The organism is Pseudomonas sp. TMW22091 (assembly GCF_022496705.1).
Taxonomy (GTDB): domain Bacteria; phylum Pseudomonadota; class Gammaproteobacteria; order Pseudomonadales; family Pseudomonadaceae; genus Aquipseudomonas; species Aquipseudomonas saxonica.
Genome location: NZ_SCFI01000009.1, coordinates 154,358 through 176,296, shown reverse-complemented (window position 1 = coordinate 176,296; position 21,939 = coordinate 154,358). Strand labels below are relative to the sequence as shown.

Sequence of the window (21,939 nt, the reverse complement as noted above, 5' to 3'; positions counted from 1 at the left end):
GTGGATCAGGGGCGCCCTCTCATGCTCAACACGCAGCGTTAGTCGGCCAAAGCTACGGTTTATGGGGCCGCACATAGAACAGCCCCCGACGCAGAGCGTCGGGGGCTGTAATGACCACATCCGTGTGGCCGTCGCATGAACCTGATTTGAAAGCCCGCAGGTTGAATCACCTGCTGCGGCTTACTCTGGCTCTACGAGTCAGAACACTTACTCAGCTTTCAGGCCATCAGCCGAAACGGCTTTAACGCCCTTGATTTTCTTGGTGATGTCGACCGCAATCTTTTTCTGTGCGTCAGTGATAGCAACAGTGGACGACAGAGACACAACACCTTTGTTGGTTTCGACTTTGATGTCGCTACCTGGAATGCCTTTTTCGGTCAGCAGATCAGATTTAACTTTGGTCGTGATCCAAGTATCAGAAGTAGCTTCCTTGGCTTTATCAACTTCGCCTGCAGCCACGTTCATTGGTGCTTGGGTGGTTGCTTGAGCAGCAAATGCGGCGTTGGCCATGGTCAGGGTCAGAGCGGTGGCAGTTGCAGCAGCGATAGCAAACTTCTTCATACGAGTAACTCCTGTCTTCTTTAGAATCTGCGCTGTCTTGCAGCAGCAGGGTTATCAGTACTGTTGCAGGGCACGTGCCAACTTTTCGAAAACAATAAAAACCATATAAATCAATGACTTATGAAAAACATGCTTTTACCCGATCGTGCAATTTGCATGGCGCCATAAAAATCTGCATGCAAGTTGCGGCTTTCAACTCATGGCATATGGCCCTTTGGCGCTGGCTTAACTGTAGCCATAAAAAAAGGATCCCGAAGGATCCTTTTTTTAAAGCAGGCGTGGGGAGCGATTAAGCTTCCGATGCCTTGGCAGCAGCTACGTCCTTGATGGACAGCTTGATACGACCGCGGTTGTCCACGTCCAGTACCAGTACTTCCACTTCCTGACCTTCTTTCAGAATGTCAGTCACTTTCTCTACACGAGCATCGCTCAGCATTGAGATGTGAACCAGGCCGTCTTTGCCTGGCAGGATGTTTACGAATGCGCCGAAATCGACGATGCGCTCAACCTTGCCGACATAGATCTTGCCAATCTCTGCTTCTGCAGTGATCCCAAGAACACGCTGACGTGCAGCTTCTGCGGCTTCTTTGGATTCGCCGAAGATCTTGATCGAACCGTCGTCTTCGATATCGATCGAAGCTTTGGTTTCTTCGCAGATCGCACGGATGGTCGCGCCACCTTTACCGATCACATCACGGATTTTGTCGGTGTCGATTTTCATCGCGATCATGGTCGGAGCGTTGGCCGACAGTTCGTTACGCGACTGACCAATGATCTGGTTCATCTGACCCAAGATGTTCAGGCGAGCATCCAGGGCTTGGCCCAGTGCGATCTCCATGATTTCTTCGGTGATGCCTTTGATCTTGATGTCCATCTGCAGCGCGGTAACACCTTTAGCGGTACCGGCTACTTTGAAGTCCATGTCGCCCAAGTGGTCTTCGTCACCCAGGATGTCGGTCAGAACTGCGAATTTCTCGCCTTCTTTAACCAGACCCATGGCGATACCGGCAACGGGTGCCTTCATCGGAACACCAGCGTCCATCAGCGCCAACGAAGCACCGCAAACCGATGCCATCGAGCTGGAACCGTTGGATTCAGTGATTTCCGATACAACACGGATGGTGTACGGGAATACATCAGCAGCAGGCAGCATGGCCTGAACAGAGCGACGAGCCAGACGGCCGTGGCCGATTTCGCGACGACCTGCACCACCCATACGACCACACTCACCTACCGAGAACGGAGGGAAGTTGTAGTGCAGCATGAACGGGTCTTTTTTCTCGCCTTCCAGGGTGTCCAGCAGCTGTGCGTCACGGGCAGTACCCAGAGTGGCAACAACCAGAGCCTGAGTTTCGCCACGGGTGAACAGAGCCGAACCGTGGGTCTTAGGCAGAACACCCACTTCGATGTTCAACGGGCGAACAGTTTTAGTGTCACGGCCATCGATACGCGGCTTGCCATTAACGATGTTTTCGCGAACGGTGCGGTATTCAATTTCGCCGAATGCAGCTTTGACTTCGCTGGACGAAGGCTGGCCTTCTTCACCGGAGAACTTGGCTACAACCTGATCCTTCAACTCGCCCAGACGCGCGTAACGGTCTGCCTTGACGGTGATGGTGTAAGCCTGAGAGATCGCCTCGCCAAACTCGGCACGGATAGCGCCCAACAGTTCGGTGGCTTCTGGAGCAGCAACCCAGTCCCAGGTTGGCTTGGCAGCTTCGGCAGCCAGTTCTTTAACTGCCTGGATAACGACCTGGAACTCGTCGTGAGCAAACAGGACAGCGCCCAGCATTTGGTCTTCGGTCAGCTCTTTAGCTTCCGATTCAACCATCAACACGGCTTCAGATGTACCGGCAACAACCATGTCCAGGCTCGAAGCAGCCAGTTGCTCGTAGGTTGGGTTCAGCAGGTAGCCAGTGCTTTCGTGGTAAGCAACGCGTGCAGCGCCGATTGGGCCATCAAAAGGAATACCGGAGATTGCCAACGCAGCCGAAGTACCGATCATCGCAGCGACGTCCGGATCGGTTTTCTTGCTGGTAGACAGAACGGTGCAGACAACCTGCACTTCGTTCATGAAGCCTTCTGGAAACAGCGGACGGATCGGACGGTCGATCAGGCGCGAGGTCAGGGTTTCTTTCTCGGAAGGGCGACCTTCACGCTTGAAGAAACCACCTGGAATTTTACCGGCAGCGTAGGTTTTTTCTTGGTAGTGAACGGACAGAGGGAAGAAACCCTTGCCTGGATCAGCCTGCTTGGCACCGACTACAGTCACCAACACGCTGACGTCGTCGTCAACGGTGACCAATACTGCGCCGGAGGCCTGACGGGCGATACGGCCAGTCTCGAGAGTAACGGTCGACTGACCGAACTGAAATTTTTTGATAACCGGGTTCACGGTGTCCTACCTTCTTTGTGGCTCTTGGGGAACGGGTTTCTTGCGAAAGTCCTGTGCAACATCGGGTATTGACCCGATTCAAGATGCTTACGAAAACAGCCCGAGCGGCAAGTTTTCGTAAGAATCCGGGTAGCCCAGATAAAACTTGAGGCTGGAAGCCTGCCACGAGTCTGCGGGAAACCCGCAGACACACGACAGACAACCAGCCTCTAGCAACATCGCTATTAGCGACGCAGACCCAGGCGAGCGATCAGCGCTTTGTAACGCTCAACGTTTTTGCCTTTCAGGTAGTCCAGCAGCTTACGACGCTGGTTTACCATGCGGATCAGACCACGACGGGAGTGGTGATCTTTGCTGTTAGCTTTGAAGTGACCTTGCAGCGTGTTGATGTTAAAGGTCAGCAGTGCAACCTGCACTTCTGGAGAACCTGTATCACCTGGAGCTTGCTGGTAGTCTTTTACGATTTCTGCTTTGTGTTCGATTGTCAGTGCCATGAGGCATTTCCTTTCAATTAGGGGTCTGCTTGCGAACAAGACAGATCCAATAGGCCGAGGACAAATCCTCGTATTTAAAAATGAGATGTGACCGTGCCTAATAACAGCCACCCTCGTTTCAGTCCGGCCCGGGACAATAACATCCCGACCCGGCCTGTTCCGGTCATTCCGACCGAATCAGTCGACGCGGCGCAATGCGCCCGTCTTCGCTCACTTCACCGATACCGATAAAGCGACCGTTGTGATCTTGTACCCGCACCATGCCGAACTTGGGCGCATCGGGAGCGCGTACTGGCTGGCCATTGAGCCAGTAAAACGCGCTAGCCTCCGAAAAGTGCAGTAACGGCCAATCAAGCAAACCGCTGTCTGAAGGCATCAGGAAACGATCCACCGCTTCGTTACCACCTTCGGCATGCACAGCTTCCAGCTCTTCCAGCGTGACGGTTTGGGCCAGGCTAAACGGGCCTGCATGCGTACGACGCAGTTCTGCAACGTATGCACCGCACCCTAATTGCTCACCAATATCTTCCACTAGGGTACGGATATAAGTGCCTTTGGTGCAGTCGACGGCCAAGCGTGCAGTGTCGCCTTCGCTGGCCAACAATTCGAGGCGGGTAATAGTAACAGAACGCGGTTCACGCTCCACCACTTCGCCTGCACGTGCCAACTTGTAAAGGGGCTGGCCATCACGTTTGAGAGCAGAGTACATCGGCGGTATCTGACTGATTTGCCCGCGAAATTTCGGCAATATAGCTTCAATATCGGCGCGACCAACGGTCACCGGGCGCGTCTGTAAAACCTCGCCTTCGGCATCGGCCGTTGTCGTAGTCTTGCCCAATTGCATCAAGGTTTCATAACCCTTGTCGGAATCGAGCAGGTATTGCGAAAACTTGGTGGCCTCGCCAAAGCACAACGGCAAGACGCCGCTGGCCAAAGGATCGAGACTACCGGTGTGCCCTGCCTTTTCAGCATTGAGCAGCCAGCGGACTTTCTGCAAAGCCGCGTTGGAGGTAAACCCAAGCGGCTTATCGAGCAGGATGATGCCACTGACGTTACGACGGATACGCTTGACCTGAGCCACCGGTTACTCCTTGGTGTCTTCAGGAGCGGTGGCTTCAGGGTGCTGATTGTCTTCAGCCACTGCACGCTCGATCAAAGCGGACAGATGAGCGCCACGTACAACGCTTTCGTCATAGTGGAAATGCAACTGAGGAACACTGCGCAGCTTCATTTCACGCGCCAGTTGCATGCGCAGGAAGCCTGCAGCGGAGTTCAGAACCTTGATGGTCTGAGCAATATCTTCAGCGTTGTCCTGACCCATTACCGTAATGAAAATCTTGGCGTGACCTACGTCACGGCTGACTTCTACCGCAGTAATAGTGACCAGACCCACGCGCGGGTCTTTAACTTCGCGACGGATCAGCTGTGCCAGCTCACGCTGCATCTGATCGCCGATACGTTGGGTACGGCTGTATTCTTTTGCCATGTCTTGTTACCTGTTACTCACCCATGGGAAACCCATGCGTTCTGAAAGCGGCAAACGCCCGGCCAGACAAAAGCCGGACCGGGCGTTGCGTTTAGAGTCCAGACAGAGCGCACTGCATCTGCATGCTGCGGCTCGTCTTTGCTCTTGAGGTTCGCGGTTTACAGGCTGCGAGCAACCTGAACCTTCTCGAACACTTCGATCTTGTCACCGACTTTAACGTCGTTGTAGCTCTTGACGCCGATACCGCATTCCATGCCGGCACGCACTTCGGCAGCGTCATCCTTGAAGCGGCGCAGGGATTCCAGCTCGCCTTCGAAGATAACGATGTCGTCACGCAGTACGCGGATTGGACGGTTACGGTGAACAACACCTTCCAGCACCATACAGCCAGCAATTGCACCGAACTTAGGCGAACGGAACACGTCGCGGACTTCAGCAATACCCAGGATATTCTCCCGAACGTCGCTGCCAAGCATGCCGGTAAGGGCTTTCTTGACGTCTTCGATGATGTCGTAGATGACGTTGTAGTAACGCATGTCCAGGCCTTCTTGCTCGACAATCTTACGAGCGCCTGCATCAGCACGCACGTTGAAGCCGAACAATACAGCGTTGGAGGCCAGTGCCAGGTTAGCGTCGCTTTCGGTGATACCACCGACGCCGCCGCCCACTACGCGCACTTGCACTTCATCGTTACCCAGGCCACTAAGAGCGCCCTGCAAAGCTTCCAACGAACCACGGACGTCAGATTTGAGGACGATGTTAAGCGTCTTCTTCTCTTCTTGGCCCATGTTCTCGAAGATGTTTTCCAGCTTGCCTGCGTGAGCACGCGCCAGTTTCACTTCGCGGAACTTGCCTTGACGGAACAGGGCAACTTCACGCGCCTTCTTCTCGTCGGTCATTACGCTCATCTCGTCGCCAGCATCTGGCGTACCGTCCAGGCCGAGAATCTCGACAGGGATGGATGGACCGGCTTCCTTGATAGGCTTGCCGTTCTCATCGAGCATGGCGCGGATGCGGCCGTAGTTGGAGCCGACCAGCACCATGTCGCCTTGGCGCAGAGTACCGTCTTGAACCAGAACGGTTGCAACAGGGCCGCGGCCTTTGTCCAGACGGGACTCAACCACTACGCCACGGCCAGGAGCCGATGGAGTGGCTTTGAGTTCCAGAACTTCAGCTTGCAGCAATACGGCTTCGAGCAATTCGTCAACGCCGGTACCCATTTTCGCCGAGACCGAAACAAACGGAGTGTCACCACCCCACTCTTCCGACGTCACGCCGTGAACGGACAACTCGCTGCGGATGCGATCGAGATCAGCACCTGGCTTGTCGATTTTGTTCACTGCAACCACCAGCGGCACACCAGCTGCTTTCGCATGCTGAACAGCTTCGATGGTCTGCGGCATTACACCGTCGTCTGCAGCCACAACCAGAATCACGATGTCAGTCGCCTTGGCACCACGTGCACGCATTGCGGTAAACGCAGCGTGACCCGGGGTATCGAGGAACGTAACCATGCCGCGTTCGGTTTCAACGTGGTATGCACCGATGTGCTGAGTAATACCACCGGCTTCGCCAGCAGCTACTTTGGCACGACGGATGTAGTCGAGCAGGGACGTTTTACCGTGGTCAACGTGGCCCATTACGGTCACAACCGGTGCACGGGAGAACGACTCGCCTTCAAACTTCAGGGACTCGGCCAGGGAATCTTCCAGGGCGTTGTCGCTAACCAAAGTCACTTTGTGGCCCAGTTCCTCAGCAACCAGTTGAGCAGTTTCCTGATCCAGTACCTGGTTGATGGTCGCTGGCGTACCCAGCTTGAACATGAACTTGATGACTTCAGCAGCCTTGACCGACATCTGTGCGGCCAAATCGCCAACAGTGATGGTCTCGCCGATCTGAACGTCACGAACCACAGGGCCGGTTGGGCTCTGGAAACCGTGAGCGTTACGTTTCTTCAGCTTGCCCTTGCCACGGCCACCACGACGGAAGCTATCGCTTTCTTCATCGGAAGTGCGCGGAGCAACACGTGGCGTCGGTGCTTTTTCTTTAACCGAAGCACGATGCGGAGCGTTCTTGCGATCACCGTCGCTGTTACCACGACGATTGTTATCATCGGCACGTGGTTTGTCCGGGCGACGCTGTTCGTCACGCTTGCGTGCATCAGCAGGCGCTGGAGCAGGTGCCGCGCTCGGAGCCGGAGCTGCTTGCACAGGTGCAGGCGCTGCGGCTGCCGGGGCAGCAGCTTGAGCAGGCTGACGGCGCGCTTCTTCTTCGGCGCGACGCTTGGACTCTTCTTCAGCCTTTTGACGTGCAGCATTTTCTACTGCGCGGCGTTCATCCATCTCACGTTTGCGCTCGGCTTCAATTTCTTCCGGGCTGCGCTGTACGAAGACTTTCTTCTTGCGCACTTCAACGCTGATGCTTTTGCTGCCAGCAACACGCAGGGTGCTTGTGGTTTTACGCTGCAAAGTGATCTTGCGCGGTTCTTCCACTTTAGCCTTGTGGCTGCTTTTCAAGTGAGTCAGCAGAGCTTGCTTCTCACTGTCGGTTACATTCTGCTCGGCGGCGGTGTGCGGCAGACCTGCCTCACGCATCTGCTGCAACAGGCGCTCAACCGGTGTTTTGACCTCATCGGCCAGTTGTTTCACCGTGACTTGCGTCATGCATTTCTCTCCTCAGGCCGCGCCTAGTTACTCGAACCAATGGGCTCGGGCGGCCATGATCAACTTGCCGGCACGATCTGAGTCAATGCCGTCGATGTCGAGCAGATCGTCAATAGACTGCTCGGCCAGGTCTTCGCGGGTAATTACGCCGCGCACCGCCAGTTCCATCGCCAAATCCTTGTCCATACCCTCAAGCGAGAGCAGGTCTTCGGCCGGATGGGCGTCTGCCAGCTTTTCCTCAGTAGCGATGGCTTTAGTCAACAAACGATCCTTGGCTCGAGCGCGAAGCTCGTTGACGGTATCTTCGTCAAAGCCATCGATGTTGAGCATTTCCTCCACCGGTACGTAGGCAATCTCTTCCAGGCTGGTAAAGCCTTCATCAACCAGTACCTGCGCGAGGTCTTCATCAACTTCCAGCTCTTCGATGAAGTTACGCAGGATGTCGCCGGTTTCTGCTTGCTGTTTAGCCTGGATGTCCGATTCGGTCATCACGTTCAAGGTCCAGCCAGTCAACTGGCTAGCCAAACGTACGTTCTGACCGCCGCGACCAATCGCCTGGGCCAGATTGTCTGCGCCAACGGCGATGTCCATTGCATGGGCATCTTCGTCAACAATAATTGCCGCTACTTCAGCTGGCGACATTGCGTTGATCACGAACTGCGCCGGGTTGTCATCCCAAAGGACGATATCCACTCGCTCTCCGCCCAATTCGCCAGACACTGCCTGGACGCGCGAACCGCGCATACCAATGCAAGCACCTTGCGGATCAATGCGTTTATCTTTGGAGCGAACGGCTATTTTAGCGCGAGATCCAGGATCGCGGGAGGCCGCCATCACTTCGATCAGACCTTCGGAGATCTCTGGAACTTCAATACGGAACAGCTCGATCAACATTTCTGGCGCTGTACGCGACAAAATCAGTTGAGGACCGCGGTTCTCGGTACGAATTTCCTTGAGCAGCGCGCGAAGGCGTACGCCAACGCGGAAAGTTTCACGCGAAATGATGTCTTCACGGGCCAGCAACGCTTCAGCGTTGTTACCCAGATCAACGATCACATTGTCACGTGTCACCTTTTTAACGGTGCCCGAAATGATTTCGCCCAGACGCTCACGATAAGCATCGACTACTTGAGCACGCTCAGCTTCGCGGACTTTTTGCACAATGACCTGTTTGGCCGTTTGTGCAGCGATCCGACCGAATTCGATAGAATCGATTTTCTCTTCGATAATATCGCCAGCTACAGCGCCTGGCTGTTTCGCTTGGGCCTGGTCTACCGCCAACTCGATTGCTGGATCATCCAGATCTTCGTCTTCGACCACAGTCCAGCGACGGAAAGTCTCATAGTTACCGGTGTGGCGATTGATTTCCACACGCAGATCGACTTCGTCTTCAAAACGTTTTTTGGTCGCAGTGGCCAAAGCCAATTCCAGCGCCTCAAAAATAACGTTTGCCGGTACGCCCTTTTCATTGGACACCGACTCAACAACCAGCAGTACTTCTTTGCTCATCGTACGCCTCGCCTTTCGCAAGCCATTGGATCCGCGGGATCCGCGTCTCAGTCAAAACTGGGAATAATGTTGGCCTTGTCGATCATATCGATCGGCAACAGGAATTCATGGTCTTCAACCTGCACCACAATGTCCTGCTCTTCTACGCCGCGCAGAAGGCCCTGAAAGTTGCGTCGCCCTTCAAAAGGCGAGCGCAGCTTGATCTTCACTTGCTCACCGACAAATTGGGCAAACTGTTCGAGAGTGAACAGAGGGCGTTCCATGCCAGGAGAAGAAACTTCAAGGGTGTATTCAACAGCGATAGGATCTTCGACATCCAGAACGCCGCTGATCTGACGACTGACAATAGCGCAGTCATCCACCAGTACGCCGCCTTCCTTGTCGATATACACACGCAACATTGAATGGCGGCCTTGAGCCGAAAATTCAATACCCCAGCATTCATAGCCTAGGGCCACGACCACCGGGGCCAACAAGGCCTGCAACTCTTCTAGCTTGCTCGACACCTGAACCCCCTAGTGCATGTTTGTGCATGCTGTGCAAAATAAAAAAATGGGCGAAGCGCCCATCTCTGAAACGTCGTTGAATACCGACGCTATAAAGTGTCCAGTTAACAAAAAGCCCCTAATAAGGGGCTCCGCTAAAACTGGTTGCGGGAGCCGGATTTGAACCGACGACCTTCGGGTTATGAGCCCGACGAGCTACCAGACTGCTCCATCCCGCGACAAAGCTGGAGCGGAAGTATACGGTTGATCCTTTTCAGGGTCAATCCAACCTTCCACATACAAGAAAGCCCGCTACTGCGGGCATTCTTGATAATTGGTACCGAGAAGGGGACTCGAACCCCTACACCCTATGGGCACAACCACCTCAAGGTTGCGTGTCTACCAATTCCACCACCTCGGCAATACTGCATTTACATCATGAAACCCGTTTTACTTTTGCTCTTGAGCTGGAGGTATGTCAGTCGCAGGTGTTGCCGACTTTTGCTCTTCAAGCACCGGAACATCATCTGAAGCCGGCTTTTGCACTGGAACTTCCAACACCGCTGGATTTGGCAAACCTACTTGAGTCAGCTGTTCAGCTTTCTCTTTAGCAAAGTAACCTAACCCTAAGCTGGTTATGAAAAAACCTGCGGCAAGTATAGCAGTAAACTTACTAAGAAAGGTAGAGGAACCTTGGCTTCCGAACACAGTATTTGATGCACCTGCGCCGAAAGATGCTCCAGCATCCGCTCCCTTACCCTGTTGCAGCAGAACCAGGGCAATTACACCCAATGCTGTCAGCAGATGAAACACAGTTACGACGTTATCCAGCATTTCTCAGTTTCCTGCGGCACGAATGATCGCACCGAACTCATCTGCATTCAGGGAAGCCCCGCCAATGAGTCCCCCATCGATATCCGGCATGCTGAACAGTTCGACCGCATTGGCCGCCTTCACGCTGCCGCCGTATAGAAGCCGCACACCTTGTGCCACTTCAGAATTCTTTTGCGCGAGCTGTGAGCGAATGGCCGCATGCACATCTTGCGCTTGCTGCGGTGATGCGGTCAGCCCGGTGCCAATGGCCCAGACCGGCTCGTAAGCAATCACAGCATTTACAAAAGCATCAATACCAAACTCGTCGATCACGGCATTCAGTTGACGCTCTACCACTTCCAGCGTTTGTCCCGCTTCGCGCTGCTCAAGGGTTTCCCCTATGCACAACACTGGCGTCAAGCCAGAGGTTTGAGCTGCTGCAAACTTGCGGTTAAGTGTCTCATCCTGCTCACCCAGAATCAGGCGACGCTCAGAGTGACCCACAAGTACCAACTTGCAACCTGCGTCCAACAACTGACTCGAAGAAATCTCGCCAGTCAGGGCGCCCTGCTCCGAATTCACCGCAGCATCCTGAGCACCAACCGAAATCGGTGCACCTTGCAAGCCATTGATAACACGATCAATAAACAGCTGAGGCGGAAAAACTGCAACATCAACATCGTTAGGCAAGGCCAGACCACGCAGACCGTTGATCAGCGCATCGACGCTGGCGCGGGTACCGTACATCTTCCAGTTACCAGCTACCATCATGCGACGCATGCTTTACCTCATCGGTCAAAGTGGGCGCAGATGTTACCCAACCACATCCGCGCTGGCAAGCCGAATTCAGACACAAACTTCACTTACCAGTTTTGCCAGCTCTTCGGCGCATCCGCGAACCATGCTTTCGTCATCGCCTTCGACCATCACACGCACCAATGGCTCGGTGCCGGACTTGCGCAACAGCACACGCCCACGACCCTGCATGGCCTCTGTTACCCGCGCGCACGCCTCTTTGACAGCTGGGTGCTCCAACGGATTAACACCCCCGCCAAAACGCACATTGATCAGCACTTGTGGACACTTGCGCAAGGCTTGACGCGACTGAGCCAGGCCTTCGCCACGACGGCGCAAAGCCATTAACACCTGAAGCGCCGCGATAATGGCATCACCCGTTGTGGTGTTCTGCAGGCAGAGGATGTGACCGGAGTTCTCACCGCCAATCTGCCATTCGCGCTCTTGTAGCTCAGCAATCACATAGCGGTCACCGACATTGGCGCGCACAAATGGAATCCCAAGATTGCCCAGCGCCAACTCAAGCCCCAAATTGCTCATCAATGTGCCGACGACACCGCCTTGCAACTTGCCGCGCTCGTGCAAATCTCTGGCGATGATAAACAACAGCTCATCGCCATCAACAATTGCACCCGTATGGTCCACCATCAAGACCCGATCACCATCGCCATCAAAAGCGATGCCCAGATCAGCGCCCTCAGCCAGCACGGCCGCCTGCAATGACTCCATATGGGTCGAGCCGCAGTTATCGTTGATATTCAAACCATTAGGCTGAGCCGACAGAACCGTGACTTGCGCACCCAACTCCTTGAACACGCTAGGGGCAACTTTGTAGGTAGCACCATGGGCACAGTCGAGAACGATATTGAGATCACTGAAATTGGTGCTGGTAGGAACACTGCTTTTGCAAAATTCGATATAGCGACCCGGAGCATCATTGATGCGCGACACCTTGCCGAGCTTGTCAGAGTCAACGACCGTCATGGGAGCATCCAGCAACTCCTCGATCATCAATTCAACATCATCCGGCAGCTTGGTGCCATCGCCCGAAAAGAACTTGATACCGTTATCGTCATGAGGATTGTGCGATGCGCTGATCACAATACCCGCCTGCGCATGAAAGGTACGCGACAGATAGGCAATGGCAGGTGTTGGCATTGGCCCCAAGAGCATCACATCGGCACCGGCTGCAGACAGGCCCGCCTCCAGGGCAGACTCAAACATGTAACCTGAAATCCGCGTGTCCTTGCCTACCAGAATCCGGCAAGCCCCCTTACTGCGAAACGCCATGCCCGCAGCCCACCCCAACTTAAGCATAAAGTCAGGGGTTATCGGATAGACGCCGACCCGACCACGAATACCGTCGGTGCCAAAATACTTCTTTGTCATAACTACTCCATTATTCTTAGTCGGCAGACTCTACTGCTGCGATCATCCGTACCACATCAACTGTTTGGGCGACGTCATGGACGCGTAAAATGCGCGCCCCTTTATTCATCGCCAGTGCCGCAAGTGCCAGACTGCCATAAAGCCGCTCTTCAACCGATCGGTTAAGCGCCTGGCCAATCATGCTTTTACGCGAGACCCCTACCAACAAAGGACGCCCCAGCAACAGCAAGGCATCCATATGTTTGAACAGGCTCAGATTATGCTGCAAGGTTTTGGCAAAGCCAAAACCCGGATCCAGGATAATTCGATCAGACGCAATACCGGCCGCTGCACACTGCTGCATACGATCGGCCAGAAACGCAGAAACTTCGCCCACCAGATCATCGTAATGCGGATTGTTCTGCATATCTCCCGGCTCACCCAGCATATGCATCAAGCACACTGGCAAACCTGTCGCCGCAGCTGCCTGCAAGGCACCCTCACGACGCAGAGAGCGCACATCATTGATGAGGCCAGCGCCAAGACGGGCAACCTCAGTCATGACGACGGGAGCCGAAGTATCGACTGAAATAATGACGTCCAGTTCGCGACTAATGCGCTCCACAACCGGGGCAACACGATCGAGCTCTTCTTGTTGAGAAACTGTCGGGGCGCCGGGTCGGGTTGACTCACCGCCCACATCAACAAGAGTCGCACCGGCCAGGACCATCGATTCAGCATGGCGCAATGCAGCGTCCAGCGCGGCAAAGCGGCCACCATCAGAAAAAGAGTCGGGGGTTACATTGAGAATGCCCATCACGTGCGTATGGGCCAAATCAAGAACCCGGTTGCCGCAAGGCAACCGGGTTGAGGGCTGAACAGAGGTCATTTCAAGCCTTATTGATCAGCAGCCGGGCCGCCGATAGGTGTTTCAGGACGTTCAGTCTTGTCGAGTTTCGGCGCTGTCGGAGTTCCCGAACCGCCATCTTCCCAATCACGTGGCTCACGCGGTGGTCGACCCGACATGATGTCATCGATCTGATCAGCATCGATCGTCTCGTATTTCATCAAGGCATCCGCCATAGCGTCCAGCTTGTCACGGTTCTCGGTGAGGATCTGCTTGGCCGTGTTGTAACAGTGATCAATAATGCTGCGCACTTCAGAGTCGATCAGCTTGGCTGTTTCCCCTGAAACATTCGCACTCTGACCACCGCCGCGCCCCAGATAAGACTCTTCATCCTCGGCATACATGAGCGGCCCCAGCTTCTCGGAAAGTCCCCATTTGGTAACCATATTCCGGGCAATCTGACTGGCGCGCATAATGTCGTTTGACGCACCCGTCGTCACACCATCAAAGCCCAAGGTCATCTCTTCAGCAATGCGACCGCCGTAAAGCGAGCAGATCTGGCTGATCAGCGCACGCTTGGACAGGCTATAACGATCCTCTTCAGGCAGGAACATCGTAACGCCAAGCGCGCGACCACGAGGAATGATCGAGACCTTATAAACAGGGTCATGCTCAGGCACTACACGCCCAACAATAGCGTGACCTGCCTCGTGGTAAGCCGTATTACGTTTTTCTTTATCAGACATAACCATCGATTTGCGCTCTGCGCCCATCATGATTTTGTCTTTAGCCAGCTCAAACTCTTTCATCTCAACAACACGCTTACCGGTGCGCGCTGCGAACAAGGATGCTTCGTTCACCAGGTTAGCCAGATCTGCACCCGAGAACCCCGGTGTACCACGCGCAATAACAGCCGGCTGGACGTCATCGCCCATTGGCACTTTGCGCATGTGGACTTTGAGGATCTGCTCGCGACCACGAATGTCCGGCAAGCCAACCACCACCTGACGGTCAAATCGACCTGGACGCAACAGCGCAGGGTCAAGCACGTCAGGACGGTTAGTGGCGGCAATCACAATGATGCCGTCATTCATCTCGAAGCCATCCATCTCAACCAGCAACTGGTTCAGAGTTTGCTCGCGCTCGTCATGCCCACCGCCCATACCGTTACCACGGTGACGGCCGACAGCATCGATTTCATCGATAAAGATGATGCAAGGTGCGTGCTTCTTGGCCTGTTCAAACATGTCACGGACACGACTTGCGCCGACGCCCACAAACATTTCAACGAAGTCAGAACCTGAAATAGTGAAAAACGGCACCTTGGCTTCGCCGGCAATGGCTTTAGCGATCAAGGTTTTACCGGTACCCGGCGGGCCTACCATCAACACGCCACGGGGAATACGACCACCCAGACGCTGGAACTTGCCCGGATCGCGCAAGAACTCAACCAGCTCACCGACTTCTTCCTTGGCTTCATCACAGCCCGCTACGTCAGCCAGAGTCGTTTTGACCTGGTCTTCGGATAACAGGCGCGCCTTGCTCTTGCCAAAGCTCATCGGACCGCCCTTACCGCCGGCTCCGCCTTGCATTTGACGCATGAAGAACATGAAGACCGCGATGATCACCAGAATGGGGAAGCTCGCAACCAACAGTTGTGTCCAGATACTTTGTTGCTCAGGCAGTTTGCCCTCAACGGTCACATGGTTATCAACCAGATCACCGATCAAACCATTGTCCTGAATCGCCGGACGGATGGTTTTGAAAGAATCGCCATCGCTGCGTTTGCCGGTAATCACGTAGCCGTCAACGGCAACGCGCTCGACCTTGCCATCCTTAACTTGCTGGATGAAGTCGGAATAGTTGAGGGTTTGTGGCTCGTTTGGACTGGAGAAGTTGTTCATCACTGTCACCAGGACAGCTGCGATGATCAACCACAGGATCAGATTCTTTGCCATATCGTTCAATTAGCTACCCTCTGAAGCAAGCCCCGCTACTGAAGCGCGCTTCGCATGATATTCACCGGCATAACTTACTACATTGCCTACAACCCTTGTAGGCTCCGTCTGTAACCCTTTGTGAAGCTTGACTACACAATATTCTTTATGTCGGCTCTGTAAAGCGATACAAAAAAACCTATCAGCCTGTTCAGAGACGCTCATCGCTGGCAGAACCATCGATGCCACGGAAGCCACGCCCCAGTAAATACTGCTCGCGAGATCGGTCTCGCGACGACGAAGGCTTGCGCATTTGTACCTTATCAAACAGCTTGCGAATATCTTTGTGGTATTGATCGAAGCCTTCCCCTTGGAAAACCTTGATCAGGAAATCACCACCCGGACGCAATACACGACCGGCAAGATCCAGCGCCAACTCGCAGAGGAACATCGCACGAGGCATGTCCACAGCTGCCAATCCACTCATATTGGGGGCCATATCAGAAATCACAAGGTCTACTTGCGTATTTCCGACCGCCTCCAGGATTTCAGCCAGTACCGCATCCTCAGTAAAGTCACCTTTGATGAAGGTCACATCAGGAATGCTGTCCATATCCAGAATATCGGACGCGATCAAACGACCCTGACCACCAATCAGACGACTGGTCACCTGAGACCACCCACCCGGGGCTGCCCCCAAGTCGATCACAGTCATGCCTGGACGGATCAGTCGATCACGCTCTTGAATCTCCAGCAATTTATAGCTCGCACGCGAACGATACCCGTCTTTTTGCGCCATTTTGACGTACGGGTCGTTGAAATGCTCTTTCAGCCAGTTAAGGCTAGTCTTGGAACGGGCCACGGGCCACCTCAAAAAATTTAAACGGGTCGTGATTAACCGGGCGGTCTCTGACTCGCTCGGGTAAACTGGCCGCCGCTTTTTACAAGATCAGACACAGGGGTCAGATTATGCCGCTCACTCAAGAGCTGAAGAAACAGTACAAGTCCATTGGCCACCATCTGAAACCAGTTTTGACTGTGGCTGACAATGGTTTGACTGAAGGTGTTTTAGCCGAACTCGAACGCGCATTGGGCGATCACGAGTTGATTAAAATCAAAGTCAACATCCTGGATCGCGAAGCCCGTTTGGCGGCCATTGCAGAACTTTGCAAGGCTGGCAAAGCGGACTTGGTACAGGTTATCGGTAAAATGGCGCTTCTGTACCGCAAAAACGTCAATGTGAACAAGCAACTGTCGAACGTCCATCGTTTCAAGTGATGCCGACAAGGGTCAAGGGTGCGCATGGCGCACCCTGACACTCTTGCCTTCAGACCTACCATGATCTCTGCCCGCGCAACGCATCAGGCAGTCATAGCATCCTGCGCTACATCCCCTCTCTACTCGCTGCACGACACACTCAGACACACGACCTGACATTTCGCCCAACATCACTGCCAGCCTGTCTTGACCAGCAGCGCCCAACAATTCTGTGTGAAGCATATAAAGACCGCCAACCCGAGACAACCGGGTCAGCCGCCAAAGCAGTGCGCCCGCACGAAGCGGGCGCCTTTACTCAGATGTGACGCACTTCGACAATCTCGTACTCAATAACACCACTCGGTGTTTTCACCGCGACTACATCGCCTTCTTCCTTGGCAATCAAGGCGCGCGCAAGAGGCGAACCCACGGAGATTTTGCCAAGTTTGAAGTCGGCCTCATCCTCACCCACGATCTGGTACGTCACGCTTTCGTCAGTTTCAACGTTAGCAATTTCTACCGTAGTGCCGAAAATCACTTTGCCAGTATGAGGAATAGTCGTGACATCAATGATGACCGCGTTTTGCATGCGGCCCTCGATATCACGAATACGCGCCTCAACCATACCCTGCTGCTCACGAGCAGCATGGTATTCAGCGTTTTCTTTCAGGTCGCCCAATTCACGGGCCGTACCGATGTCCTGGCTCAGCTTCGGTCGAACAACCTTGGTCAGATGAGCGTGCTCTTCTTCCAGGGCTTTGGCGCCCTGGACTGTCATTGGGTATTTGATCATGCCTTCAATCCTGCGTGTAGATCCTGCAAGCTGCGTACGGTTTTTTCAGGACCGAATTTAAGCGCTTCACAGATCGCTTCGCCAGCAGCAATGGTCGTTGTGCAGTAAATCTTGTGCTGCAGCGCGTTGCGGCGAATGGAGTAAGAGTCAGCAATCGACTGACGACCCTCAGTTGTATTGATGATCAAGCTAACTTCGTCATTCTTGATCATGTCGACAACGTGTGGACGACCTTCGGTCACCTTGTTCACGCGGCGGACTTTAAGGCCGGCAGCCTCGATAAACTTGGCAGTGCCCACCGTCGAAACGATTTCGAAGCCCAGATTGATCAGGTCACGGGCAACACCCGCCACCAAAGGCTTGTCGTCGTCACGCACGCTGATGAACGCAGTTCCGCCTGTTGGCAGCACTTCGCTAGCGCCCATTTGAGCCTTGGCAAATGCTTCACCAAAGGTATCGCCCACGCCCATCACTTCACCGGTGGACTTCATCTCTGGGCCGAGAATCGGGTCAACACCCGGGAATTTGGCGAACGGGAAGACCGCCTCTTTCACACTGTAGAAGTTAGGAATGATTTCTTTGGTGAAACCAATTTCCTTCAGGGTTTTACCAGCCATGACGCGTGCTGCGATCATTGCCAGAGAAACACCGATGCACTTGGATACGAAAGGAACGGTACGCGAGGCACGCGGGTTCACTTCAATGACGTAGATGTCTTCGCCTTGCAGGGCAAGTTGCACGTTCATCAGGCCGACAACGCCCAATTCCAGAGCCATTTTCTTGACCTGTTCGCGCATCTCATTCTGGATGTGCAGCGGCAAAGAGTAAGGCGGCAGCGAGCACGCGGAGTCACCGGAGTGAACACCGGCCTGTTCGATATGCTGCATGATCGCGCCGATGACTACATCCGTGCCGTCGCAGACTGCATCAACGTCCATTTCGATTGCGCAGTTGAGGAAGTGATCCAGCAGCACCGGGCTGTCATTGGACACTTTCACCGCATCACGCAGATAACGCTTGAGCTCTTCTTCTTCGTAAACGATTTCCATCGCACGACCGCCCAACACGTAGGAAGGACGCACCACCAGCGGATAACCGATTTTGGAGGCTGCGCGAATGGCTTCGTCTTCGCTGCGCACTGTCGCGTTTGGCGGCTGACGCAGGTTCAGGCGTTCAACCATCTGCTGGAAACGCTCGCGGTCTTCTGCACGGTCGATAGCATCCGGGCTGGTACCGATGATCGGCACGCCAGCTTCTTCAAGAGCACGAGCCAGTTTCAGCGGGGTTTGGCCGCCGTACTGAACGATCACGCCTTTTGGCTTCTCGACACGAACGATTTCCAGCACGTCTTCCAACGTGACCGACTCAAAGTACAGACGATCCGATGTGTCGTAGTCGGTGGAAACGGTTTCCGGATTGCAGTTGACCATGATGGTCTCGTAACCATCGGCACGCAGCGCCAGAGCGGCGTGAACGCAGCAGTAGTCGAACTCGATACCTTGACCGATACGGTTCGGGCCACCACCCAGAATCATGATCTTGTCACGATCCGAAGGGTTGGATTCGCACTCTTCCTCATAGGTGGAGTACATGTAAGCCGTATCAGTAGCGAACTCGGCCGCGCAGGTGTCAACACGCTTGTAAACCGGGAACACTTCCAGCTTGTGACGATGGCGACGCAGATTTTTCTCGGTCACACCCAGCAGTACAGCCAGACGTGCATCCGAGAAGCCTTTGCGCTTAAGGCGATACATCGCATCGCGATCAATCGAGGACAGCGCCATCGTCTTGATCTTTTCTTCATCCTTGATCAGATCTTCGATCTGTACCAAGAACCAAGGATCGATCATGTTCATGCCAAAGATATCTTCGACAGTCATGCCTGCGCGGAATGCATCAGCCACGTACCAGATACGCTCGGCGCCCGGAACAGTGAGCTCACGCTTGAGCACGGCCATGCTTTCCGGATTGCTCAGGTCGAGCTTTGGATCCAGACCGCTAACGCCCACTTCCAGACCGCGAAGGGCTTTTTGCAGAGATTCCTGGAAGGTCCGGCCGATAGCCATCACTTCACCCACCGACTTCATCTGAGTCGTCAGGCGCGCGTCAGCTTTCGGGAACTTCTCGAAAGCAAAACGTGGCAGTTTGGTCACAACGTAGTCGATGGACGGCTCGAACGAGGCCGGCATCGCACCGCCGGTGATTTCGTTTTGCAACTCATCCAGGGTGTAACCGATGGCCAGCTTGGCAGCGATGCGCGCAATCGGGAAACCGGTGGCTTTGGAAGCCAGCGCTGAAGAACGCGATACACGCGGGTTCATCTCGATCACGACCATACGGCCTGTGTTCGGGCAAATGCCGAACTGAACGTTGGAACCGCCCGTTTCAACGCCAATTTCACGCAGCACCGCCAAAGAGGCGTTCCGCATGATCTGGTATTCCTTGTCCGTCAGGGTTTGCGCTGGCGCAACGGTGATCGAGTCACCTGTATGCACGCCCATCGGATCAAAGTTTTCAATCGAGCAGACGATGATGCAGTTGTCCTTCTTATCGCGGACAACCTCCATCTCGTACTCTTTCCAACCAATCAGCGATTCGTCGATCAACAGCTCTTTGGTGGGCGACAAATCCAGACCGCGGGAACAAATCTCTTCGAACTCTTCACGGTTGTAAGCAATACCGCCACCGGTGCCGCCCATGGTGAAGGAAGGACGAATGATGCATGGAAAGCCCAGCTTTTCGAGAACCGCATTGGCCTCTTCCATGCTGTGCGCGATACCTGAACGCGGGCAATCAAGGCCGATGGACTTCATGGCTTTGTCGAAACGCGAACGGTCCTCAGCCTTGTCGATGGTGTCGGCATTGGCACCGATCATCTCTACGCCAAACTTCTCCAGAACGCCTTCACGCTCCAGATCCAGTGCGCAGTTCAGAGCAGTCTGGCCACCCATGGTTGGCAACAGTGCGTCTGGGCGCTCTTTTTCGATGATCTTGGCAACGGTCTGCCACTTGATCGGCTCGATGTAAGTTGCGTCGGCCATGTCCGGGTCGGTCATGATGGTGGCCGGGTTGGAGTTAACCAGAATGACGCGGTAACCCTCCTCACGCAGAGCCTTGCAGGCCTGGGCGCCGGAGTAGTCGAATTCGCAGGCCTGGCCGATAACGATCGGGCCAGCGCCGAGAATCAAGATGCTTTTAATGTCTGTACGTTTTGGCATGGGTTTGTCACTCAAATCCGCAGGTCAGTCGGCAAGCTGTCAATCAAGATGCTGAAGCGCCCGAGGGGCCACCGAAGCTCGGGGCCACCATCGAACTGCAACGCAGCATTGATCAGCGGCGCTTGGCCATCTCATTGATGAAGCGATCGAACAGCGGTGCTACGTCGTTCGGGCCCGGGCTGGCTTCAGGGTGACCCTGGAAGCTGAAAGCGCTCTTGTCGGTCAGTTCGATACCCTGCAGGGTGCCGTCGAACAGCGACTTGTGAATCGCACGCACATTGGCTGGCAAAGTGGCTTCATCCACCGCAAAACCGTGGTTCTGGCTGGTGATCATCACAACACCGGTGTCCAGATCCTGAACCGGGTGGTTAGCACCATGGTGGCCATGACCCATTTTCACAGTCTTGGCGCCCGAAGCCAGTGCCAGCAGCTGATGGCCCAAGCAAATACCGAACACCGGTATCTCGGTAGTCAGCACTTCCTGAATCGCCTTGATTGCGTAGTCGCAAGGCTCAGGATCACCCGGGCCGTTGGACAGGAACACGCCATCAGGATTCAGCGCCAGTACATCACTGGCAGGCGTCTGAGCCGGAACCACGGTCACGCGGCAGCCGCGCTCAACCAGCATACGCAGGATGTTCCACTTTACGCCGTAGTCGTAAGCCACAACGTGGTAAGGCAACTCGCTGGCTTCGATAGTCGGATGACTGTCGGTCGCCAGGTTCCAGACGCTGGAACGCCACTCGTAGGCTTTATCGGTCGTGACGACTTTCGCCAGGTCCATGCCTTTGAGGCCAGGGAAACCACGTGCAGCGGCAATGGCCGCTTCGTCAGAAATGTTGTCGCCAGCCATGATGCAGCCGTTTTGTGCGCCTTTCTCACGCAGAATGCGTGTCAGGCGACGGGTGTCGATACCGGCGATAGCCACAACATTGTTGGCTTTCAGGTAGTCAGACAACGACATTGTGTTACGCCAGTTGCTGGCAACCAGTGGCAGATCACGGATCACCAAACCTGCGGACCAAACACGATCAGACTCGGCATCTTCCGGTGTAGTACCGGTATTGCCGACATGCGGGTAAGTCAGGGTCACGATTTGCTGAGCGTAGGAAGGATCCGTCAGGATCTCCTGGTAGCCAGTCATTGCGGTGTTAAACACCACCTCACCAACGGTTTGACCGTCGGCACCAATGGCTTCGCCGCGAAAAATGCTGCCATCAGCGAGGGCGAGTATGGCTTGCTTAGTCAAGAAGACCTCCCGTAAATAAAGCCTGAAAGGGCGATCGCAGGTTGTAAAAAAGCGGAGTGACGTATGGAC

18 protein-coding genes and 2 tRNA genes are annotated in these 21,939 nt (G+C 54.5%); 1 reads left to right on the top strand and 19 read right to left on the bottom strand.

The window, feature by feature from the left end:
• Window positions 1-207 precede the first annotated feature (207 nt).
• The 16 genes from EQV93_RS17360 to rlmE all read right to left on the bottom strand — a co-directional run bounded on the left by EQV93_RS17360 (window position 208) and on the right by rlmE (window position 16,215).
• Window positions 208-561: a BON domain-containing protein gene (locus EQV93_RS17360; protein WP_122783700.1), complete on the bottom strand. Its 354-nt coding sequence runs from the start codon at window positions 559-561 to the stop codon at window positions 208-210.
• A gap of 289 nt (window positions 562-850) precedes the next feature.
• Window positions 851-2,956 carry a polyribonucleotide nucleotidyltransferase gene (gene pnp, locus EQV93_RS17355; RefSeq protein ID WP_122783701.1) on the bottom strand — a complete coding sequence of 702 codons (2,106 nt, stop codon included), beginning with the start codon at window positions 2,954-2,956 and terminating at the stop codon, window positions 851-853.
• A 224-nt stretch (window positions 2,957-3,180) separates the two neighbouring features.
• Window positions 3,181-3,450, bottom strand: a complete 270-nt coding sequence (gene rpsO / locus EQV93_RS17350; RefSeq protein ID WP_122783702.1) for a 30S ribosomal protein S15 — start codon at window positions 3,448-3,450, stop codon at window positions 3,181-3,183.
• 163 nt (window positions 3,451-3,613) lie between these two features.
• The gene (truB, locus tag EQV93_RS17345) at window positions 3,614-4,531 is read right to left on the bottom strand and encodes a tRNA pseudouridine(55) synthase TruB (RefSeq protein WP_240892043.1); all 918 of its coding nucleotides are present in this window, start codon (window positions 4,529-4,531) and stop codon (window positions 3,614-3,616) included.
• 3 nt (window positions 4,532-4,534) lie between these two features.
• Window positions 4,535-4,936 carry a 30S ribosome-binding factor RbfA gene (gene rbfA / locus EQV93_RS17340; RefSeq protein WP_048383699.1) on the bottom strand — a complete coding sequence of 134 codons (402 nt, stop codon included), beginning with the start codon at window positions 4,934-4,936 and terminating at the stop codon, window positions 4,535-4,537.
• A gap of 158 nt (window positions 4,937-5,094) precedes the next feature.
• Window positions 5,095-7,599, bottom strand: a complete 2,505-nt coding sequence (gene infB / locus EQV93_RS17335) for a translation initiation factor IF-2 (protein ID WP_122783703.1) — start codon at window positions 7,597-7,599, stop codon at window positions 5,095-5,097.
• Window positions 7,600-7,626: 27 nt separating this feature from the next.
• Entirely contained in the window at window positions 7,627-9,108 is a 1,482-nt protein-coding gene (gene nusA, locus EQV93_RS17330; RefSeq protein ID WP_003439619.1) for a transcription termination factor NusA, read from the bottom strand.
• A 47-nt stretch (window positions 9,109-9,155) separates the two neighbouring features.
• Window positions 9,156-9,614, bottom strand: coding sequence for a ribosome maturation factor RimP (gene rimP / locus EQV93_RS17325; protein WP_122783704.1), 459 nt, complete (start codon window positions 9,612-9,614; stop codon window positions 9,156-9,158).
• A 141-nt stretch (window positions 9,615-9,755) separates the two neighbouring features.
• Window positions 9,756-9,832, bottom strand: a tRNA-Met gene (locus EQV93_RS17320).
• A gap of 96 nt (window positions 9,833-9,928) precedes the next feature.
• Window positions 9,929-10,014 (bottom strand) — tRNA-Leu (locus EQV93_RS17315).
• A 29-nt stretch (window positions 10,015-10,043) separates the two neighbouring features.
• Window positions 10,044-10,427: a preprotein translocase subunit SecG gene (gene secG, locus EQV93_RS17310; RefSeq protein WP_240892042.1), complete on the bottom strand. Its 384-nt coding sequence runs from the start codon at window positions 10,425-10,427 to the stop codon at window positions 10,044-10,046.
• Between the two features lie 3 nt (window positions 10,428-10,430).
• Entirely contained in the window at window positions 10,431-11,186 is a 756-nt protein-coding gene (gene tpiA / locus EQV93_RS17305; RefSeq protein WP_240892041.1) for a triose-phosphate isomerase, read from the bottom strand.
• Between the two features lie 66 nt (window positions 11,187-11,252).
• The gene (glmM, locus tag EQV93_RS17300; RefSeq protein WP_240892040.1) at window positions 11,253-12,590 is read right to left on the bottom strand and encodes a phosphoglucosamine mutase; all 1,338 of its coding nucleotides are present in this window, start codon (window positions 12,588-12,590) and stop codon (window positions 11,253-11,255) included.
• A 16-nt stretch (window positions 12,591-12,606) separates the two neighbouring features.
• The gene (folP, locus tag EQV93_RS17295; RefSeq protein ID WP_240892039.1) at window positions 12,607-13,458 is read right to left on the bottom strand and encodes a dihydropteroate synthase; all 852 of its coding nucleotides are present in this window, start codon (window positions 13,456-13,458) and stop codon (window positions 12,607-12,609) included.
• 8 nt (window positions 13,459-13,466) lie between these two features.
• Complete coding sequence (ftsH, locus tag EQV93_RS17290; RefSeq protein ID WP_122783709.1) at window positions 13,467-15,374, bottom strand: ATP-dependent zinc metalloprotease FtsH; 1,908 nt, start codon at window positions 15,372-15,374, stop codon at window positions 13,467-13,469.
• Between the two features lie 190 nt (window positions 15,375-15,564).
• Window positions 15,565-16,215, bottom strand: coding sequence for a 23S rRNA (uridine(2552)-2'-O)-methyltransferase RlmE (gene rlmE, locus EQV93_RS17285; RefSeq protein WP_122783710.1), 651 nt, complete (start codon window positions 16,213-16,215; stop codon window positions 15,565-15,567).
• 107 nt (window positions 16,216-16,322) lie between these two features.
• Here rlmE and EQV93_RS17280 point away from each other — a divergent pair, with 107 nt between their 5' ends.
• Window positions 16,323-16,631: a YhbY family RNA-binding protein gene (locus tag EQV93_RS17280; protein WP_122783711.1), complete on the top strand. Its 309-nt coding sequence runs from the start codon at window positions 16,323-16,325 to the stop codon at window positions 16,629-16,631.
• A gap of 295 nt (window positions 16,632-16,926) precedes the next feature.
• Here EQV93_RS17280 and greA read toward each other — a convergent pair whose 3' ends face one another.
• From greA to carA, 3 genes are all read right to left on the bottom strand, one after another.
• A complete protein-coding gene (gene greA, locus EQV93_RS17275) occupies window positions 16,927-17,403 on the bottom strand; it encodes a transcription elongation factor GreA (RefSeq protein ID WP_122783712.1) in 477 nt (158 codons plus the stop codon).
• A complete protein-coding gene (gene carB, locus EQV93_RS17270) occupies window positions 17,400-20,621 on the bottom strand; it encodes a carbamoyl-phosphate synthase large subunit (protein ID WP_146387007.1) in 3,222 nt (1,073 codons plus the stop codon). Before carB ends, greA begins: the two co-directional genes overlap by 4 nt.
• A gap of 112 nt (window positions 20,622-20,733) precedes the next feature.
• Entirely contained in the window at window positions 20,734-21,870 is a 1,137-nt protein-coding gene (carA, locus tag EQV93_RS17265; protein WP_122783714.1) for a glutamine-hydrolyzing carbamoyl-phosphate synthase small subunit, read from the bottom strand.
• Window positions 21,871-21,939 lie beyond the last annotated feature (69 nt).

Excerpts from the sequence above, each read along its gene's own strand:
- EQV93_RS17360 (WP_122783700.1), bottom strand. The coding sequence starts at position 561 with ATGAAGAAGTTTGCTATCGCTGCTGCAACTGCCACCGCTCTGACCCTG.
- rpsO (WP_122783702.1), bottom strand. The coding sequence starts at position 3,450 with ATGGCACTGACAATCGAACACAAAGCAGAAATCGTAAAAGACTACCAG.
- rbfA (WP_048383699.1), bottom strand. The coding sequence starts at position 4,936 with ATGGCAAAAGAATACAGCCGTACCCAACGTATCGGCGATCAGATGCAG.
- infB (WP_122783703.1), bottom strand. The coding sequence starts at position 7,599 with ATGACGCAAGTCACGGTGAAACAACTGGCCGATGAGGTCAAAACACCG.
- nusA (WP_003439619.1), bottom strand. The coding sequence starts at position 9,108 with ATGAGCAAAGAAGTACTGCTGGTTGTTGAGTCGGTGTCCAATGAAAAG.
- secG (WP_240892042.1), bottom strand. The coding sequence starts at position 10,427 with ATGCTGGATAACGTCGTAACTGTGTTTCATCTGCTGACAGCATTGGGT.
- tpiA (WP_240892041.1), bottom strand. The coding sequence starts at position 11,186 with ATGCGTCGCATGATGGTAGCTGGTAACTGGAAGATGTACGGTACCCGC.
- glmM (WP_240892040.1), bottom strand. The coding sequence starts at position 12,590 with ATGACAAAGAAGTATTTTGGCACCGACGGTATTCGTGGTCGGGTCGGC.
- folP (WP_240892039.1), bottom strand. The coding sequence starts at position 13,458 with ATGACCTCTGTTCAGCCCTCAACCCGGTTGCCTTGCGGCAACCGGGTT.
- ftsH (WP_122783709.1), bottom strand. The coding sequence starts at position 15,374 with ATGGCAAAGAATCTGATCCTGTGGTTGATCATCGCAGCTGTCCTGGTG.
- EQV93_RS17280 (WP_122783711.1), top strand. The coding sequence starts at position 16,323 with ATGCCGCTCACTCAAGAGCTGAAGAAACAGTACAAGTCCATTGGCCAC.
- greA (WP_122783712.1), bottom strand. The coding sequence starts at position 17,403 with ATGATCAAATACCCAATGACAGTCCAGGGCGCCAAAGCCCTGGAAGAA.
- carB (WP_146387007.1), bottom strand. The coding sequence starts at position 20,621 with ATGCCAAAACGTACAGACATTAAAAGCATCTTGATTCTCGGCGCTGGC.